The organism is Bartonella sp. HY761, assembly GCF_026743145.1.
Classification (GTDB): Bacteria; Pseudomonadota; Alphaproteobacteria; order Rhizobiales; family Rhizobiaceae; genus HY038.
In genome coordinates this window covers 701,392-719,896 of sequence record NZ_CP104887.1, presented here as the reverse complement: position 1 = coordinate 719,896, position 18,505 = coordinate 701,392, and the positions used below count along the sequence as shown (strand labels likewise).

The 18,505-nt window shown below is 40.2% G+C and carries 16 protein-coding genes; 8 read left to right on the top strand and 8 right to left on the bottom strand.

Features of this window, described 5'->3' with window-relative positions; translation table 11 throughout:
* Positions 1 to 27: 27 nt before the first annotated feature.
* Together pth and N6A79_RS02910 are read right to left on the bottom strand one after the other, a co-directional pair.
* Positions 28 to 768, bottom strand: a complete 741-nt coding sequence (gene pth / locus N6A79_RS02915; RefSeq protein WP_268546912.1) for an aminoacyl-tRNA hydrolase — start codon at positions 766 to 768, stop codon at positions 28 to 30.
* 166 nt (positions 769 to 934) lie between these two features.
* Complete coding sequence (locus N6A79_RS02910) at positions 935 to 1,546, bottom strand: 50S ribosomal protein L25/general stress protein Ctc (protein WP_182418824.1); 612 nt, start codon at positions 1,544 to 1,546, stop codon at positions 935 to 937.
* Between the two features lie 325 nt (positions 1,547 to 1,871).
* Here N6A79_RS02910 and N6A79_RS02905 point away from each other — a divergent pair, with 325 nt between their 5' ends.
* The gene (locus N6A79_RS02905) at positions 1,872 to 3,404 is read left to right on the top strand and encodes an ATP-binding protein (RefSeq protein ID WP_182418823.1); all 1,533 of its coding nucleotides are present in this window, start codon (positions 1,872 to 1,874) and stop codon (positions 3,402 to 3,404) included.
* Between the two features lie 111 nt (positions 3,405 to 3,515).
* Here the strand turns inward: N6A79_RS02905 and N6A79_RS02900 are convergent, their stop codons facing one another.
* Both N6A79_RS02900 and N6A79_RS02895 read right to left on the bottom strand, forming a co-directional pair.
* Positions 3,516 to 7,892, bottom strand: a complete 4,377-nt coding sequence (locus tag N6A79_RS02900) for an autotransporter domain-containing protein (protein WP_268546911.1) — start codon at positions 7,890 to 7,892, stop codon at positions 3,516 to 3,518.
* A 422-nt stretch (positions 7,893 to 8,314) separates the two neighbouring features.
* A complete protein-coding gene (locus tag N6A79_RS02895; protein ID WP_268546909.1) occupies positions 8,315 to 8,440 on the bottom strand; it encodes a hypothetical protein in 126 nt (41 codons plus the stop codon).
* Positions 8,441 to 8,485: 45 nt separating this feature from the next.
* Here N6A79_RS02895 and N6A79_RS02890 point away from each other — a divergent pair, with 45 nt between their 5' ends.
* Positions 8,486 to 8,671 (top strand): hypothetical protein, encoded by a 186-nt coding sequence (locus N6A79_RS02890; protein ID WP_268546907.1) that lies wholly within the window; start codon positions 8,486 to 8,488, stop codon positions 8,669 to 8,671.
* 248 nt (positions 8,672 to 8,919) lie between these two features.
* Here N6A79_RS02890 and N6A79_RS02885 read toward each other — a convergent pair whose 3' ends face one another.
* Positions 8,920 to 9,510 (bottom strand): TetR/AcrR family transcriptional regulator, encoded by a 591-nt coding sequence (locus N6A79_RS02885; protein ID WP_268546906.1) that lies wholly within the window; start codon positions 9,508 to 9,510, stop codon positions 8,920 to 8,922.
* A gap of 86 nt (positions 9,511 to 9,596) precedes the next feature.
* Between N6A79_RS02885 and N6A79_RS02880 the strand changes: the two genes are divergently transcribed.
* Positions 9,597 to 10,121, top strand: coding sequence for an anthrone oxygenase family protein (locus tag N6A79_RS02880; RefSeq protein ID WP_268546905.1), 525 nt, complete (start codon positions 9,597 to 9,599; stop codon positions 10,119 to 10,121).
* An 81-nt stretch (positions 10,122 to 10,202) separates the two neighbouring features.
* Here N6A79_RS02880 and guaB read toward each other — a convergent pair whose 3' ends face one another.
* On the bottom strand, positions 10,203 to 11,702 hold the full coding sequence (gene guaB, locus N6A79_RS02875; protein WP_182418817.1) for an IMP dehydrogenase: 1,500 nt from the start codon (positions 11,700 to 11,702) through the stop codon (positions 10,203 to 10,205).
* 322 nt (positions 11,703 to 12,024) lie between these two features.
* Between guaB and N6A79_RS02870 the strand changes: the two genes are divergently transcribed.
* Positions 12,025 to 12,666, top strand: a complete 642-nt coding sequence (locus N6A79_RS02870; RefSeq protein ID WP_246708122.1) for a glycosyltransferase family 29 protein — start codon at positions 12,025 to 12,027, stop codon at positions 12,664 to 12,666.
* 72 nt (positions 12,667 to 12,738) lie between these two features.
* Here the strand turns inward: N6A79_RS02870 and N6A79_RS02865 are convergent, their stop codons facing one another.
* On the bottom strand, positions 12,739 to 13,161 hold the full coding sequence (locus tag N6A79_RS02865; RefSeq protein WP_268546904.1) for a DUF3995 domain-containing protein: 423 nt from the start codon (positions 13,159 to 13,161) through the stop codon (positions 12,739 to 12,741).
* A 226-nt stretch (positions 13,162 to 13,387) separates the two neighbouring features.
* Here N6A79_RS02865 and lpxC point away from each other — a divergent pair, with 226 nt between their 5' ends.
* The 4 genes from lpxC (at position 13,388) to N6A79_RS02845 (ending at position 17,635) form a co-directional block, all read left to right on the top strand.
* On the top strand, positions 13,388 to 14,254 hold the full coding sequence (gene lpxC / locus N6A79_RS02860) for a UDP-3-O-acyl-N-acetylglucosamine deacetylase (RefSeq protein ID WP_268546903.1): 867 nt from the start codon (positions 13,388 to 13,390) through the stop codon (positions 14,252 to 14,254).
* A gap of 415 nt (positions 14,255 to 14,669) precedes the next feature.
* On the top strand, positions 14,670 to 15,554 hold the full coding sequence (locus N6A79_RS02855; protein ID WP_371739826.1) for an outer membrane protein assembly factor BamD: 885 nt from the start codon (positions 14,670 to 14,672) through the stop codon (positions 15,552 to 15,554).
* 3 nt (positions 15,555 to 15,557) lie between these two features.
* Positions 15,558 to 17,228: a DNA repair protein RecN gene (gene recN, locus N6A79_RS02850; RefSeq protein ID WP_268546902.1), complete on the top strand. Its 1,671-nt coding sequence runs from the start codon at positions 15,558 to 15,560 to the stop codon at positions 17,226 to 17,228.
* Between the two features lie 68 nt (positions 17,229 to 17,296).
* The gene (locus tag N6A79_RS02845; protein WP_268546901.1) at positions 17,297 to 17,635 is read left to right on the top strand and encodes a hypothetical protein; all 339 of its coding nucleotides are present in this window, start codon (positions 17,297 to 17,299) and stop codon (positions 17,633 to 17,635) included.
* Between the two features lie 356 nt (positions 17,636 to 17,991).
* On the opposite strand, the gene ivy is transcribed toward N6A79_RS02845, so the two are convergent.
* Entirely contained in the window at positions 17,992 to 18,444 is a 453-nt protein-coding gene (gene ivy, locus N6A79_RS02840; RefSeq protein WP_268546900.1) for an Ivy family C-type lysozyme inhibitor, read from the bottom strand.
* Positions 18,445 to 18,505: the final 61 nt, after the last annotated feature.

Genomic DNA, 18,505 nt, shown 5'->3' with positions numbered 1-18,505 from the left:
TAATTTTAATTTTGGCTTTATTTCCAGCTATTTTTCTTTGTTGCCAAAAAGCCTTTTAAGCATATCGGCCATGGGGCCAGATGCTTTTTGCACATGATGATCGTCACGTGCTTGCCTTATGTGGCTTTGTTGCTTAGGTTTTTCGGTTGCGCCTTCATCAGTTTTAGCTTTATCAACTTTGGGCTTTTTTGTTTTAGCGTTGTTATCTTGCTGCCCAGATATTTTATTCATAAATTGGCTATCTTTATTATCAGCGATTTCGCCAATATTATCAGAAATATTCTTCAATAATTGTTCTAGCCAGTCATTATCCACCTTGGCAAAATCACCAAGAACATGATTATGGACGAGTTCTTTTTGCCCGGGATGGCCAATGCCTAAGCGTAACCGCCGATAGTTTGCTCCACAATGGGCATCTATTGATTTAATGCCGTTGTGACCACCAGAGCCGCCACCTGTTTTAATCCGTACTTTGCCTGCGGGTAAATCCAATTCATCATGAATTACAATAAGGTTTTCTAGCGGCACTTTATAAAAGCGCATTGCTTCACCAACTGATTGACCCGATAGGTTCATATAGGTTTGTGGTTTGATCAATAGAATTTTACGATCATTTATTTTTCCCTCACTAATAAGGGCATGGAATTTTTTGCTCCAAGGGGAAAAATTGTGGCGCTGTTGAATGTCATCCACCGCCATAAAGCCGATATTATGACGATTATGCGCATATTGTGCGCCAGGATTACCTAAACCAGCAATAAGCAGCATGATGCCTCGCAGTATAATACAAATATTTGAATATTGATTTAAAGAATTGGGGTAACAATTGCCATAAAAAACATAAAGCATTTTACGCATAAACAAAATGTTTAAGCCTAAAATGCTTTAATTTATGTCAGATTGAGAAAAAGGGGAGTAAACTCCCCTTAAAATATTATTCGCTTGCAGCAGCTTCTTCAGCAGCTTCTTCAGATGTAAGAGCAGCAGGAGCTACGATTGTTGCAATGGTGAAATCGCGATCTTGGATAACGGTTTCAACTTTTGCAGGCAATTTAACTGCAGAAATATGGATAGAATCACCAATTTCATAACCAGTAAGGTCAACCGTAATTGCTTCTGGAATTGCATTTGCTGGAGCCAAAAGTTCAACATCGTGACGAACAACATTGAGAACGCCGCCGCGCTTAATACCAGGGGCAGCTTCTTCATTGATGAAATGCACAGGAACGTTTACTTCAACAACTGACTTTGCGGAAACGCGCAAGAAATCAACATGAAGAGGCGCGTCGCTTACTGGATTAAGTTGATAATCCTTAGGCAATACTTGAATTTTTTTACCATCAAGATCGATAGTTGCAACAGTTGTACGGAAACCGCCACCGTGAATCTTGTAGAAAACTTCCTTATAGGGAACGGAAATTGCAATTGGTTCTTGCTTGTCACCATAGATGACTGCAGGAATAAGACCGTTGCGGCGAAGTTCGCGGGAGGACCCCTTACCAACCCGATCGCGCTTCTCGGCCTTGAGTGTATAGCCCTTACTCATGGCTGTATCCTTTCAAGTGTTATGGAGATTTTCAACATTAGTTGAAAATATGCAGCAGATCATGCCTATTTATTTGATTTTTCAAAAAAGAGGGTAATGCTTGCATTCCGCGTTGCCTCCAAGGGTGTCTACGCGGATGGCTTGCTATAAAGCAATCTTGCCTCACTTGCAAGAGTTGTGGTTTTTTTATTGAAAAATTCACAATTTGTGCCAAAAAAATGCTAAGTGTCTGTCAGAATCATTTACCACTACGGCCTATTGATCTTAAGGCCGCATTATGATTGCCCTTAGATAGCCGTTAATAGGCCTGTGGTCTGGAGTTTTAATGAAAGTTGATATCAATATGGGTGTGGCGACCAAGGATGTTGCTTTGGGGAAAGCAGCACCAGCAACGCTTGATCTTGAAGAGCTTTTGGCAACCCGCCTTTTGGTGCAGGGTAACTCTGGCTCAGGCAAGTCACATCTTTTACGCCGTCTTCTTGAGCAAAGCGCTGATTGGGTACAACAATGTATCATTGATCCTGAAGGTGATTTTGTAACTCTTGCCGATCGATTCGGCCATGTGGTGGTGGAAGCCACGCGCACGGAAAATGAATTGACCCGCATTGCGGGTCGTATCCGCCAACACCGTGTATCAGTTGTGTTAAACCTTGAAGGATTAGATGCCGAGCAACAAATGCGTGCTGCTGCTGCCTTTTTGGGCGGTCTTTTTGATGCCGAACGCGATTATTGGTATCCGATGTTGGTGGTGGTGGATGAAGCGCAGCTTTTTGCCCCTGCCGCTGCCGGCGAAGTGTCTGATGAAGCCCGTAAAGTTTCACTTGGCGCGATGACCAATTTAATGTGTCGCGGCCGTAAACGCGGCCTTGCTGGTGTTATTGCAACGCAGCGCCTTGCAAAACTTGCAAAAAATGTTGCGGCGGAAGCCTCCAACTTTTTGATGGGGCGAACCTTTCTTGATATTGATATGGCACGCGCTGCCGATCTTCTTGGCATGGAACGCCGACAAGCCGAAATGTTCCGAGATCTTGAGCGTGGGCATTTTATTGCCCTTGGCCCTGCTCTATCGCGCCGACCATTTCCAATTAAAATTGGGGATGTGGAAACCTCGGCTCGTTCATCTAGTCCTAAATTAATGCCACTGCCTGATGCACCTGTTGATGCACAGGAATTAATCTTTACACCTTTGCCAAGTGAAATTCGCATAGCCCCGCGCCGGCCTGCGCCAGTGCCACCTCCAAAGCCTACTTCTGAAATATTAGAAGAAGTTGTACGGATGCGCCAAGAAGAGCCAGAGGACGAAGCTCCCCTCTTTCCAGAAATTGGTAAAGCAGAAAAAGAAGCGCAGTTCGAAAGTGTCATGCGCGACATTGTTAATGATCCTGATGCGGCCTACCGCTCGGTTGCGGTACTTTATCAAGATTTTCTTGTCCGCTGCCGCATCCACCGTGTACCCGGGGAGCCGCTTGATCTTGCACAGTTTCGTCGCAAATTAGCGGTTGCGCAAGCTAGTATTGATGATGAGACCGCATCAGGAGAAGGCTGGCAACAGGCGCTTGAATTATCCAAAACCTTGACCGATGATGTGCAAGGCGTATTTTTAACCGTAGCGCAAGCCGCTGTTACAGGCGCCCCCTGCCCCGGCGACGCAACACTTGCTCGTATTTATGGCACTTATTCCCATTCTCGCGCGCGCCGTTTGCTTACCTATTTTGAAGAGCGCGGTCTTGTGGTCGTACGTACCGATTTTTCAGGTAAGCGCATTGTTGTTTTTCCAGACCTTGGCTTAGAAACTGCAGCAGGTGATCCAGAGCAGCCTGATGATGTGACATCTGGCCAACCAACTGCGGCTGAATAAAGATGCAGATCATCTCACAACATATGACTACATATAGTTTTTACATTTTGACGTGAAGAGACAGATGTGAGGAGGCTTTGATTATACCACCTCACATCTAAACAATATGAATTAAAATCTTACCTTCCATTCAGCTGTTGCAGCATGGGCCTTTGTTTTTGATCCCAATTGCCCATTATAGCCAAGCGAAATAGTGTTATTTTCATTAAGCCTAACATTAAAGCCAGTTGATATAATGGCCATATCTTCATCTATACCTACGCCTTTGATTGCAAAGCTGGTGCTCGTATTTTGGAAATTATTGATAATCTTGCCACCGATATCACCAAAAGCATGTTGCCAACCAATATCACCATAAAGAGCAACAGGCAGTAACGTAGCAATTTGTAATTCACTACGAATACCTAAAGTTGTGAAAGTGATATTATCTCTATCACCATGACTATGAAGTGCCGCGTTACTGTTACGCTCCTTTATATCATCAAGGTTTAACCAAATATGGGCAATATTGGCATAAGGGGATAAAACTGCGTTATCAGATAATTTAAAATCCTTTGACATATCGGCAAATAATTGAACTTGCCAACCATTAATATCGCTTTTGGCTTCACTTCTTAAACCAGGAACCCAGATATTACGGCTTGCTTCCCCATCAATATAGCTATAAGAAACGCCACTTCGTAATTTAATCGTATTAAATTCAGTTGCGCCATAACCGCTGACATGGAATGAATCTGCTTCACTTTTAGAATTTCTTCCACCATCAAATTCACCACGGTCATACCCTAAAGCAATACCAGCAAAAAGATTATCATTCACTTCGCCATCAAATCCTAAAGCGAGACCCCACCCCTTATTGTTTATCGATGCAGCATTATGGTTACCATCTATTTTACCACCATGGCCCCACATGGAGAACCATATTGGTTCTGTAGAAGGGAGACGGCTTTCAGATAGCATACGTTTATTTAATGCATCGCGCAGATAGCGATTGTTTAAAATAAGCCCAGAACGGGTAGAGCTATAAATCTCACCAGATAAATTATCATAAGCGGTGCGCGCTTGATGTTCATCGGTAAATTTAAGCATTGCCTGTAAAATAGCATGCTGATCATTAAGCTTTGCTATGCCATATCCGGTATTTTTTTGGTTATGGGTTGTACCAACATTTATAAATGCCTGATTATCACGAACAATGCCAAATTGTAGTTTTTGTGGGTCAGTGTAAATAAGCCTTGCAGTAAGGAACAAGGATGCGGCATCAATCGTATCAAAACTACCTGATATACCACCATCTGCATCAATGAACGTGTATATTTTATTAAAATCCCAATCGGAAGCACTGCTTAAAATTTCAATTTTTCCGCCATTAATTGTGGCGCGTCCCATTACCTTTATGAGATCGCTATTACCTGATGCATTCATTTCAACGCCATAGGTTGATCCTTTATCAAAGGTAATCGAACCAACTGTTAAAGTGCCGATAGAGTTACCAGGTGATATAATACCACCATCAAGAACCTGAACATGACCAAGAACCCGACCATGTCCAGCAAGTGTCGCGCCAGAGCTAATATTAACATTACCAGCAATTTGTGCACTATTTGCAAACTCTTTGCTTGCACCTAAAATTAACTTGCCGGCATTAATATCTGTGGGTCCTGCATAGCTATTGGTTGCCGAGAATATGGTTGTGCCATTGCCAATGAGTTTCACATTTCCAGAACCAGAAATTGCCTGGCTTATTATCAAATTTTCATCATTGCGATTAATTGCTAAGGTGCCATTATTGATAATCTCACCAATTACCGAGCCACTATTAGCACCATTACCCAATTGCAATGTACCAGCATTAATGATTGTTTGGCCGCTATAAGTATTATCCTGATTAAGAATAAGTGTCCCCTGCCCCATTTTAGTTAAGCTTTTACCATCCCAATTACCATTATTGGAAATGACATCGCTCAAAACGGTATCAAGCGTAAAATGGTTTTCACTATTGGCAAGGGTAAATGTACCATGGGTTGAGGAAGTATTAGCATACCAACTCAAATCATATGTGGCATAGTACTTTGTGCCATCATTAGATTTTTTGACATGGAGATTTAAATAATCTACCTCACCATTAAAACCACCAATATTGATTGTTTTAAATTCGCCATCAATGCCTTCATTGGCGCTAAATAATACCCGATTAAATGCAGAATTTTCATTTATTCCAGACAAATTAAATGTAACATTATCCTGTATTACAATGTTTTGAGCTGTCAAATTACCAAAGTCCGATGATCCCATACGGCTGTCTGATATTTCTAAAATTGAATTCTCAAACAATGATATTGTTTTATCAACATGAACAGTGCTAGGGGAAAAAATTGCTAAGGTTGCTGCGGCATTGACATTGATATTTCCACCAATATCGCTGATATTTTCATGAGAACCATTGCCATATTGCACTTTGCCAGCAAAAATATTGGTATCACCTTTATAAGAATTGCTACCATTTAAAATAATAGTACCCTGACTTGCCTTATTGAGGCCTCCTGTACCGGTTATATTGCCATAAAACTCAGTATCAATATCTTGATTAATTGTTAAATTCGCTGATCCAAGCAAAACATCACCACCAAGGCCAGCTAAAGAGCTTACCATAAGGTCATAATCATTTAAATCTAACGTACCATTATTGATAAAATAAGCCTGATTTTGCACAAAGGAATTTGCTGAGCCTGCCCTTAAAATACCCGCCTCAATAGTGGTGTTTCCTTTATAAACATTGGCGGCATTTAAAACTAAGGTACCATCACCACGTTTTATAAAATTGCCTTCTCCTGAAATGATACCATTGGCCGTAACAACATCATCAATATCAGTTATGTTGATCCAACCATTACCATTAAGAGTTATTGCACGCGTTATTGTATCAATCGCTGGCTTATTTATTGCCCAAAGATCATCACTGCCTTTGGTTCTAAGCCCACCGTCATTTAAGGTGATTACTCCATCAATATCACCAAGGGCTGCCTCCTCATCATAAACCACCGTTTGCCCATCTTTAATGTCGATTGCTTTGAAGCGACTATGGTCATCGGTACAATAAGCACTTGCTCCGCTTAATGATAAGTGCCCAGTGTCAGAACAGTCAAGTTGGATTTTAAAGACGGCATTAGCATCATTATCAAAATTCAAGCCGGTTTTTAGGGCTAATTGCTGACGAATTTCTGGATCGTCTAAATTTAATGCATTCGTAATATCTGCTTGGGTTAAAGTTGGCTTACCATTTTCATCAGAAATTTGGCCAAGATAAACATCGCTACGATTATTGGTACGCGATAGATAAAATTCCTTCTTTTCTCCATTATACCAAGGTGCCTTATCACCGGCTATAGCTGATTGTTCTTGGAGTTTTATATCAAATGTAAGACCAATGCCGGCGGCAGAATTACCACTTTCAATTTCTTTAGAAACCGGCATAACCCAACCCATTTTCGCCGAACTATGGCTATGATCAGATAAAACCCCACCACGATTTATTTCACGCAAAGCTAAATCTGCGGCTAGATCCTCCTCGCTTTTATTGTCAAAAAACCACTTAGCATAAGGCCTATTAATGACAAAATGATCAATCCTTACACGATCCCAACGCTGGGAAGAGCCCCAACATCCAGCTGCGGCAGTACAGTTAGCTCCAACATTGGGCCATGTGTAAGATCCATCACTATCTTGCAAATATCGAAAAGGTTCTCTTTGACTTTCCGATTGAAATAATTGCGCGCCTTTTTTGATAATATTCATTGTTATTGGATAATTATCGGCAGAAGGATAAGTCTGGTTTGGACGTAAGCCTGTAGCAGACACATCACCAGCGTTAAAATCCCCCGTCAACACCATTGGAATTGGCATGCCATTAATCATATTATTGATTTCACGTGCATCTGCTGCAATATTACGTTGCGCATTATTACCAACTGAACGATCATCCCCTTTGAAATGAGCGGTCAAAACATCTATTTCTTGGTCGCCTCGCATTGTTACGCGCACTGTCGGTACTGCGCCTTGTACTTTATTTAAGGACCAATATCCTTGCCAAGGCCAAAAGCCACTTTGGACCCAAGCAGGTTCATAATTAATTAATGGTGTAAGACGAGCAACACCGCCGATTAATGATCGTAATCTTTGATCACCGCGCCCTTGCCCCACAACATTATTTGTTTGATTATTTTGCGCCACTAAATATTGGGCAAATAACTCGGCCATTTCTTGGGTGTCTTCTTGAAACAGTAAAGCATCAGGCTTAAAGTCTATAAGCCAACGCCCAAAATCACTGTCTGTGGAATAGCTTTTTTTTTCGACATTAAAATTAAATAGATTAAGCTGATACGCATCTTTATTAATTTCTGACGCTAGTGTAGCGGTGGTGCTAAAAAGCGTTGGAATAAGTAATGCACCAATGGCGTAAGATGTTTTTAGAATTAATTTTTTTCGCATTTTTCCCTCGTAAAAAGATTAATGCGATTTTTCTATTGTTGGTGTATTTCAGGATTATTTCATTTTGGTGTATTTAAAATGAAGAAAAAATTTAAATTTGTAGATAAAACTATTATTAAATACTTATAAAATTATTATTTAAAATACGTTGAAATTATTCATTTATTATGATTCAATCTCATTATTAATTCCGTTTTGGCAAGATGTATATTTTTAAAAATTGTTAGAATTTTATGCAGGCAAGCCATGATCCTAACAAGAATACTGACAAAGAAAAATAAGCTAAGCAGCTTAAGAGTTAATCATTACCACGGAAAATTTTTAAAATTGGAAGCTACATAGCGTAAAGGCATATTCTTGAATAGAAAAGCTTAGCTCAAATTTCAAGTTGGATGGTTCTTTCCAAAACTTAAAAAATAAGATCATGAACCGTTCTGTAAAACTATCATTACTGCTTCAACTTTACCAATTGCTGTAATTGGCATCGCTCCTTCAGCGCAAGCAACCACACTTTCAGCCCTTGCCTTATCATTGCAAAATACTCGCAAAAGGAGCTGCATTAACAAGCACAATTGCTAAGGGGACTAAAGTTAATGTTGGTGTTTGTAATTCTGCTTGGTGCTATATTACTATTGGTAACCAAAAGGGATGGGTTACAACCAACAAGCTTTCAAGACCAATTGACTGCAGCAAATAGCCATACTCGCTCAATGGCAGCTCGTGGTGTGCAACTGGTAGTGCTGGCGCAACAGGTAGCCGTACTGCTTTTGCTAGCTTAAACATCTCAATCACTAAAGTTCATGAACAATCAGAAGCAAAGGCTATCAATCACAAACGCATCAATGTTGCTAAAATTGCACCACAGCATTTGCATTAAGAATTTCTCAAATCCCCGTCACCTAAATTTAAGCTTACACTTGGCCTATCTGATTTCATGATTGGTCAGATAGGTTTTTTTTACAATTATAGTATTTTAAATACCAAAATCAGATAGTTTTATTTCTTTAAGTGTTTGTTGTTTAAGCCGCTATTTACTCAACAAGCAACGCAAGGCTGCAAGAGTTTTTAAACATCTTATTTCAATCTCAATATCTGATAATTCCGCGTGTTGATTGATGATCCGCAGTGTTTGCAGTTCTCCAACAAGTAAGCTTATAAACCAATCTGTTACCTCAATCTCATTATGACTTACATCCGTGCAGATGCGTTTTATAAGTTGATTTAATAAGACTTTAATTTCAGTGCGACCACTGGTAGATATTGCTAGACCCAAAGCACCACTAGGATCAGCAGCTGCTGCGCGGTTTAACAATATTGCTTTCTCACTTAAGATCATACGTAATAGCATTGGTGCTATATTTACTAAAGTTTGCCAAGCGTCTTGATGCTGATCTACAGCTTCTTTTAAAGTGTGATAAGTTTGTGCAGCGTTCTCTTTAACCATCGCTTTAAACAGACCATCCTTATCGCCAAACCAACGATAAAGCGTTTCGTTGGAGGCTTTTGCAGCATTTGCAATACGAAGCATCGATGCACCACCATAACCATACAGCTTTAATTGCTCATAGGCAGCTTCAAATATTGAAATTTCTCGGCTACGCCGTACCGTTTCTTTCATTTGGTTAAGCCCCCTTTACATTTAGCGTAAAGATTTGTACGGAATACAAGGCGTACAAATGTTTACGCTTATTGAAAGGAATAAATATGCGCAAATTCGCATTTTTCATGGTTATGGTTTCTCTACTGTTGAGTGCGGCCATATTTGGATTTTTTTATGCTTGGCTTTGTTCGACGATGTGGGGACTAGATAAAATAGATCCCCGGGTTGCAATAAATGCAATGCAAGCTATGAATAGTTCCGTCCGCAACGCTGTATTTGCTCCGGCGTTTTTTGGCACACCTATCGCTTTATGTTGTACAGCAATTGTATTATTCTATATGCGCCATAAAAAGAGTGCCTTAATGGTTGCAATTGCAAGTATCATTTATATTTGCTTTTGCTTCATTCTAACAGCCGTCATAAATGTGCCTATGAATGTAGCTTTAGCTGCTGTGATAATACCCGAAGATATCCAAAAAGCTGACTTAATTTGGAAAAACTTTTCACAACCATGGCAGTTTTGGAATTTAATACGGTTTATTGCTTCTGGTATTGTTTTTACATTAACCGTCCTCGCAGTCTTTTCTCTGCCGCGCACACAGCTCCAAGAATGCTCAAAAAAGTCTTAACAAGCAATATTATAAGACTTAAATCAATGGAATGGTAAAGAGCTGATCGCATGACCAGCTCTTTTATCGAATTTTAAATAATTATTTTGCACTTGGATAATTCGGGCTTTCACGAGTAATTGCCACATTATGGGTATGGCTTTCATGAAGACCGGCATTAGTAATGCGCACAAAAGTTGCTTTTTCTTGAAATTCAGGAATAGTTTTGGCGCCAACATAACCCATAGAAGCGCGCAAACCACCAGCAAGCTGATGAAGAACTGATGAAATTGGCCCCTTATAAGCAACTTGCCCTTCGATACCTTCTGGCACAAGCTTGAGTTCATCACGAACCTCAGCTTGGAAATAACGATCTGCCGATCCACGCGCCATCGCGCCCACTGAACCCATGCCACGATAGGCCTTGAATGAGCGACCTTGATGAAGATAAACTTCACCTGGGCTTTCTTCAGTACCGGCAAGCAGCGAACCTGCCATTGCAGCAGAAGCACCAGCTGCAATAGCCTTGGCAAAATCACCTGAATATTTAATGCCACCATCAGCAATAACTGGAATACCTGCCTTATGGGCAACTTCGACTGCGCCCATAATCGCTGCAAGCTGTGGCACACCAACACCGGCAACAATACGCGTTGTGCAGATAGAGCCAGGTCCAATGCCAACCTTAACTGCGTCGGCACCAGCATCAATCAAAGCACGGGTTGCGTCACCTGTTGCAACATTACCAGCAATAATTGCGGTATTGGATGCCATTTTGCGAATTTCAGCAACGGAATCAAGGACACGCTGTGAATGACCATGGGCGGTATCAATAACAATAATATCAACACCGGCATCGATCAAACGTTCGGCGCGTTCCATACCATCCTTGCCAACTGTTGATGCAGCAGCAGCACGTAAGCTGCCATTTTCATCTTTGGATGCATGGGGATTTAACTGTGATTTTTCAATATCCTTAACCGTAACAAGACCAACACAGCGGCCCTGATCATCAACCACCAATAGCTTTTCAATGCGATGATGATGCAATAAACGCTTGGCTTCCTCTTGGGTGACATTTTCACGCACCGTTACAAGATTTTCGCGAGTCATCAATTCATAGATTTTTTGGTTAGGATTTGAAGCAAAGCGCACATCACGATTTGTCAAAATACCGACGAGCCGACCTGGTCCCTTGGCTTCGCCCTTATGTTCCACGACTGGAATGCCTGAAATTCCATAAGCTTTCATGATTTGGCGCGCCTCAGAAAGTGGCGCATCAGGATGGATAGTTACAGGATTAACCACCATGCCAGATTCGAATTTTTTAACTTGGCGTACTTGTTCAGCCTGTTCATCAGGTGTCATATTACGGTGAATAACACCAATACCGCCGGCTTGTGCCATTGCAATGGCAAGACGCGCTTCGGTAACAGTGTCCATAGCAGCGGATAAAAGCGGTAAATTAAGCTCAATGTCGCGGGCAATACGTGTTCTAATATCGACTTGACCGGGCATAACCTCTGAGTGACCTGGCTGAATAAGCACGTCATCAAATGTAAGAGCTAAAAGCCCTGTAGCGGTTTCAACGATTTTTGCCATTGTCAATTCCCTTTTAAATGCACAAATACCGCACTCTTTTAAAGATGCGGCTAACGCTTGGCTAATGATATGAATTGACAACGGTGCGTACCATGCTTTAACGCTAATGAAAAGCTATTTTTAAAAAAATATTAATCTTTAATGCCGTAAATCACTTCAATTATATTTTATAGAGCTATTTTTACAGTTTTATGGAGGTAATCCTCTCAATTTTTGTAAGAATGCTTTAAACGATAGCTTGCAGCTTTGGAAATGATGTATTGATTATGATCCTATATTTCAGCTGTTTTGTATTATTGATCATGAAATGCGAAGGATGGCCATGCATTCGTCAATAGCAATAGAAAATCGTAAAACCTGTTTCATTGTTGGAAATGGCGATTTATCACGAGATTTTTCAGCCGAGATTAATAATGCTGATTATGTTTTACGCTTTAACGAACCACGTATGCTAGGCGGTTGGGCAGGCCTAAAGACTGATTGTTTAATGTTGGCAAATTCTGGTAAGCCAATGCAAACCAAGCTTTATGATAGTGCTTTCATTGTTTCACCGTTTTTTGAAGCAGCAAGAGAGCTTATTTTTGTCTATCACCCCAATATTATGCGCCGTTATTTTAAACGCCCATTAATCACATCGCGATTGTTAAAAGGTCGTAAAGTTGATTGGACGGCTGAAGCAATCAAAATTTTAGGTGAAGCTGGTAAACCGATTACAATTATGCCACCGCAATTTTACCTATCTGCTTGCCGCGATATTGGTATTGAGGGTGAAGGTCTCTACAAGCAATTTCCCTCCACCGGATATCTTGGCATGTGGCGTACTTTAAAGCGGTTTTGGCCGGCTGAATGGCAAATAAATATTATAGGTTTTGGCTTTGAAGGCTGGAAACGCCATAATTGGGATGCAGAACGCCAATGGGTTGAAACTCGTATGGAAGAAGGTGTTTTAACTTTGTTTAATTAACAATTATACACTTAATACTTCTTTACAATAGGCAATTACCATTAATAATGCCGCATTGATATTGGCTTTAAACTATAACCAAGTAAGATATGCCATAAAAATTGCCAAAATCGCACAAAGTGGCGACCAATAGCGTGTATCAAAAAAAGCAAACTCACTATTTTTAATTTCTTTAAAAAAGCCAACAAGTTTGAAATCACCAATTGCTCTTAGTAAAAAAATAAATGTTAAAAGACTACCGGCGATTTGATAAAAAGGATTTAATAAGGAACTTTGCCAATGTAATGACATAATGGCGACAAAAGCCGTTAAAATAATAAAAACGATACCAACAAATACAGTAATCGCTTTAGACGGTATAAATGCCGGCTTACCATCAATATGCGGAATAACTTTCGGTGAAATTATTTTTGCAAAAAAAGCCCAATAAAAATGCGCCAAAGCAATTGTAAAAAATATAACTGCCATTGCCAAAGCAATCAAATCTTTAATCATAAAGCTACCTTTTAATATCTTTTATATTTAGTTGAATTAAAGTATTTTTATTTTCTTTTTAAATTTTCTCAACCGCTTTATATGAACTCTTATCATTTTAGCTGAATATTATTGGCATGCAAACCTCAAGAATTATCTGAAAATTATCTGGCAATTGAAAGATAAGTTAATTTGCGTTATCTAAATGACGCGTCTTAATATTTGAAACATATATAGGTCAATTTAAGTGAATTCATTTCAATCAACCATAAATGCACCGATTTTTTTTAATGGAATTGGCGTGCATAGCGCCAAGCCTAGCAATATAGTATTAAAGCCCGCGCCGGTTGACAGCGGCATTATTTTTAACCGCAGTAGCAATGATAATAAGCCAATTGACCTAAAAGCCAGCCACCAATTTGCCGGACCTGCACAATTATGCACAACATTGCATAAGGATGGTGCTAAGGTTGAAACAATTGAACATTTGATGGCGGCAATTAGTGCTTTTGCAATAGATAATCTGATTATTGAAGCTGATAATGATGAAATGCCAATTCTCGATGGTAGTGCTTTGATATTTGCAAACGGAATTAAAGATATAGGCTTAAAAACCCAAGATAAGCCACGCCAATATATCAAAATCATTAAGCCATTGCGGGTTGAAAGCGCCAATGGTTTTGCAGAATTTTTGCCAGATGAAGCAACAATATTTGATATTGCAATAGATTTTGCCTCACCAGCAATAGGCAAACAACATATTGAGTTTGCGCTTGAGGCAGATTTTTTTCATAAAAATATTGCCCCTGCCCGCACTTTTGGTTTTCTAAAAGATGCCGAAATTTTACAAAAGCAAGGCTTAGCCCTTGGTTCATCACTTGATAATTCATTGGTTATTGGCCATGATGAAGAAATATTAAACCCGCAAGGCAAATTATTTGAAGATGAATTTGTACGCCACAAAGCCCTTGACGCGATTGGCGACACTGCTTTGTTAGGATTGCCTTTTATTGGACGCTTTAAATCACTGCGCGGTGGCCATGCGTTAAATGGTGCCGCAGTAAAAACACTTTTATCAACCTCTGATGCTTATAAAATCACATCATTTTTGTGAAAAACCCGATTTAAATTACCAGTTTTCAACAATTGCCTTAATTGAGCCTAGATAGAATGATTGACGATAAGCATTAAAAAAAGTTATGCCTTTATAAGCTGCTTAAATATTTTGTATTTTTTGCAAAATGCTTTATTAAGAATAACAAGATTTGAATTGCCTTTGATTTTTTGTTGAATCATTCAGACAAATCAAATTCGTGAATTGATTTAAAAGCTAAAATGCTATTTTAATTGAGACACAAATCAAAAATTTGAAAATGTGATATTTATATATCACTAAACTATTGGTAAAAAGACTAGTTTTGGTTAAAAGGGTGTGGACTTAGCGCAGTTTTTCTGTGATACCCACTTCATTCAACCAGCGTGCCAAGAGGGCCAGAGATAGCATGACAATGTTAAAATCGTATTTCAGTATTCGGGGATTTAAACCACTTAGCTTAGCCCGAGGTCTACTGATTACCAGCATGGTTGCCACAACGGCACTTATAGCAGGCTGTGCAGACAAAGACAAAGCGCTTGATCTTAACGCTTATGTTGACACTATTGAGTCGCCAGACGTGCTTTATAACCAAGCCCTTGCCAATCTTGAAGCAGGTCGCCTTAATGAGGCCGCTAAGAAATTTGAAGCAATTGACCGCCAACACCCTTACACTGAATGGGCACGTAAGTCTCTTGTTATGGGCGCTTTTACGAATTATCGCCAATCCAAATATGATGAAGCGGTTAATATGGCGCGCCGTTATATCTCGCTATATCCAACCTCTCAAGAAGCAGCTTACGCCTATTATATTATCGGTCTTGCCTATTTCCGCCAAATTCCTGACGTAACCCGCGATCAAAAAGATACAAAACGCGCAGTTGCTGCTATGCAAGAACTGGTCGATCGTTATCCAAACTCTGAATATGTTACGGATGCCAAAGATAAGATTCGTTTCGGGCGCGAGCAGCTTGCCGGTAAGGAAATGCAAGTTGGCCGTTATTATCTAGAACGCCGCCAATATCTTGCCGCTATCAATCGCTTTAAAGCTGTTGTGCAAGAATATTCAAACACTAATCAGATTGAAGAAGCACTTTATCGCCTAGTTGAAGCTAATTTTGCTCTTGGTATTATTCCTGAAGCGCAAACAGCTGCGGCAGTATTGGCGCAAAATTACCCTGATAGTAAATGGTATGCTGATGCCTATAAGCTTTTGCAAAAGGCTGGCCATTCACCACAAGAAAATAGCGGCTCTTGGATTTCCCGCGCCTTTAAGGGCGGGTCTTCCAATAATGCCAACCAAGCGAACAGAACACAATAAACCATGCTCATTCAACTTTCGATCCGCGACATTGTTCTGATCGAAAAATTGGACATCAATTTTGATGTCGGTCTTTCTGTACTTACCGGCGAAACAGGCGCCGGTAAGTCTATTTTGCTTGATTCTCTTTCCCTTGCGCTCGGTGCAAGGGGCGATGCTTCGCTTGTGCGCCACGGCGCACAACAAGGCCAAGTAACTGCCGTTTTTGATGTACCGATTAATCATCCGGCACGTTTATTAATTCGCGAAAATGGTCTTGAAGATGACGGCGATATTATATTGCGGCGCGTACAGTCAAGCGATGGACGCTCGCGCGTATTTATCAATGACCAAGTTGCAAGCGTTGGGCTCATACGTGATATTGGACGCCATTTAGTTGAAATTCATGGTCAACACGCCGACCGCGCTTTAATCGACATTAATGCCCATCGTGATTTGCTTGATGCCTTTGGTGGTCTTGGCAGTGAAGTTACTGCATTAAAACAACAATATCAAATTTGGCGCAGCCTTGAAAAAGGGCTTGCTCGCCACCGCGCCCATGTTGAGGCGGCGGCTAAAGAAGCTGATTATTTACGCGCATCAGTTGAAGAATTATCGCTGCTTGATCCGCAATTTGGCGAGGAAGAATCCTTGGCCGAGCGGCGTGGCACAATGATGAAGTCCGAAAAAATTGCCAGCGATATTAACGAAGCAGGTGAAATATTATCTGGCCCAACATCAGCCATTCCAATATTAGCCAATCTTGTCCGCCGTCTGGAGCGCAAGATGAGCGAAGCACAAGACATTGTAGAGCCGATCATCCAACAAGTTGACCAAGCCCTTGATGCGCTTGGCCTTGCACAAGATGCTGTAGAAAATGCCATGCGCATTATAGATTTTGATCCGCGCGAATTAGAAACCGTGGAAGAACGGCTGTTTGCGCTGCGGGCAGCAGCACGTAAATATTCGGTTGCGGTAGAAAACTTACCCGAACTGCGCGACAAGCTCGACGCAAATCTTGCCGATCTTGATGCTGGCGAAACCACTTTAACGCAGATGGAAGCTGAAACTTTGGCAGCGCGTGATGCATTTGATGTTTTAGCGCAAGAATTGTCGCAAAAGCGCAAAGCGGCTGCTCATCAACTTGAAGCTGCCGTCATGGCAGAATTGCCTGCCTTAAAATTAGAGCGTGCAAAGTTTATCATTGAATTTACCAGTAACTTGAATGAGCGGCAGGCTGAGGGTATCGATACGGTAGAATTTTATGTGCAAACAAATCCCGGTACCAAACCCGGCCCAATGATGAAAGTTGCTTCAGGCGGTGAATTATCTCGCTTTTTGCTAGCATTAAAAGTCGCACTCGCTGATCGCGGCTCTGCCCCTACTCTCGTTTTTGACGAAATAGATACCGGCGTTGGCGGTGCAGTGGCGGATGCCATTGGTCAAAGATTAAAACGCCTTGCGCAAAATGTGCAAGTTTTATCGGTCACCCATGCACCGCAAGTGGCAGCGCGTGCTGATGGACATTTCCTTATTGCCAAGGCTGAAACTGGCGACAGCAATCGCGTTAGTTCACGCATCCATTTGATGGATAAAAAAGAACGACAAGAAGAAATTGCCCGTATGCTGGCTGGTGCTGAAGTAACCAGCGAGGCTCGTGCTGCCGCTAAAAAGCTATTAGCCAGCAAAGACTAATTTGCGTTTTTTTAGCATCGCAATGGGCAAACATATATTTGACTGTTTGTATTCTTAAAGGAAATTTTATGCATATTATTCGTGAAAACGGCTATGACATAGCATTTCTTTCTACCTTTGACGATAGAAGACGTTATGAAACGCAATGCAAAGGATATCTTTTTGATTTATATGTCATTATTGAAAAAAAATCATATAATATAATTTTTTATGACAAGATGCGTTTAGAACAAGATATAGACGCTGAAAATGAACGATATGGATATGGGTTTTTCTATTCCAAAAATATTGTTGTTGTAAAAGAAATAACCTATGATGAAATTGTAAAAGCAATAAATCATTTAATAAAAATTGATTTTTTCTCGACCTTAAAAGAAGATAAATTAGAGATCGATTTAAATGATTGATATTTATCTATAAAAGATATTAATCGATTTATACCTTCATTCGTTTTAAAACTGAAAATTTTTGATAATCTCCAATATATAAGCGATGCATATCAACATTGATTACAACATTCCTACATTGACAACGAATACTATAATCAGGCCTTGATGGTATCATGCCCTCACAAATAAGGCATTTATAAAACAGATCTTCTGCAATCGGTGCTTAAGACGTGTTTCGAACTACGATTTCAACAACTTCAAATCTGTATCGACTGGTCAATGTCTTTCATCCTTTGGATAGAAAAAAATTTATACAAGATCTACATTTGTGATGAAGCTTAAGTGGGGATATATTTCCCCACTCATTGCAATTCTTATTTAAAATTAAAGCTATTTGGGTGGTTATCAAGACTACCCGTCAATGCTGCAAATAGAATTGTTTTGCCGTCAATCGACAATTCATCAGGAATATTGAGCCATTGTAGTTTTTGACTACCATCTTTATCATCGTTTGACGAGAAAACACCTGCTAATTTTTTAGCTTCAGTTGAATAAAGCAGAGCTATTTGCTGCGCATCACAATCATGGGGTTTGCACGCGCTCAATACAAGATATTTTTTGCCTTCAATGATAACTTCTTTAGCCTGAGATTCCGTCCCGCCTTCACTTATCCATTTAGGTAAATTCTGACCTTTCATTAATTTTTGAAATTCTACTTTCGTGTCGGTGTTTTTTTCTAAACTACTGATCGTAATATCGCCTTGCGCATAGGCGTAAGTTGATAGGCTTGATAAAGATATTAATAATGCCACAAGTAATTTTTTCATACATAAAACTCCTATATTATCGATCCATTAAATATATAAGATATCAATTTAACCTATCGAC

What these genes read in the sequence shown, in the direction of transcription:
- pth (WP_268546912.1), bottom strand. Translation starts at nt 768, where the DNA reads ATGCTGCTTATTGCTGGTTTAGGTAATCCTGGCGCACAATATGCGCAT.
- N6A79_RS02910 (WP_182418824.1), bottom strand. Translation starts at nt 1,546, where the DNA reads ATGAGTAAGGGCTATACACTCAAGGCCGAGAAGCGCGATCGGGTTGGT.
- N6A79_RS02905 (WP_182418823.1), top strand. Translation starts at nt 1,872, where the DNA reads ATGAAAGTTGATATCAATATGGGTGTGGCGACCAAGGATGTTGCTTTG.
- N6A79_RS02900 (WP_268546911.1), bottom strand. Translation starts at nt 7,892, where the DNA reads ATGCGAAAAAAATTAATTCTAAAAACATCTTACGCCATTGGTGCATTA.
- N6A79_RS02890 (WP_268546907.1), top strand. Translation starts at nt 8,486, where the DNA reads ATGTTGGTGTTTGTAATTCTGCTTGGTGCTATATTACTATTGGTAACC.
- N6A79_RS02885 (WP_268546906.1), bottom strand. Translation starts at nt 9,510, where the DNA reads ATGAAAGAAACGGTACGGCGTAGCCGAGAAATTTCAATATTTGAAGCT.
- N6A79_RS02880 (WP_268546905.1), top strand. Translation starts at nt 9,597, where the DNA reads ATGCGCAAATTCGCATTTTTCATGGTTATGGTTTCTCTACTGTTGAGT.
- guaB (WP_182418817.1), bottom strand. Translation starts at nt 11,702, where the DNA reads ATGGCAAAAATCGTTGAAACCGCTACAGGGCTTTTAGCTCTTACATTT.
- N6A79_RS02870 (WP_246708122.1), top strand. Translation starts at nt 12,025, where the DNA reads ATGCATTCGTCAATAGCAATAGAAAATCGTAAAACCTGTTTCATTGTT.
- N6A79_RS02865 (WP_268546904.1), bottom strand. Translation starts at nt 13,161, where the DNA reads ATGATTAAAGATTTGATTGCTTTGGCAATGGCAGTTATATTTTTTACA.
- recN (WP_268546902.1), top strand. Translation starts at nt 15,558, where the DNA reads ATGCTCATTCAACTTTCGATCCGCGACATTGTTCTGATCGAAAAATTG.
- N6A79_RS02845 (WP_268546901.1), top strand. Translation starts at nt 17,297, where the DNA reads ATGCATATTATTCGTGAAAACGGCTATGACATAGCATTTCTTTCTACC.
- ivy (WP_268546900.1), bottom strand. Translation starts at nt 18,444, where the DNA reads ATGAAAAAATTACTTGTGGCATTATTAATATCTTTATCAAGCCTATCA.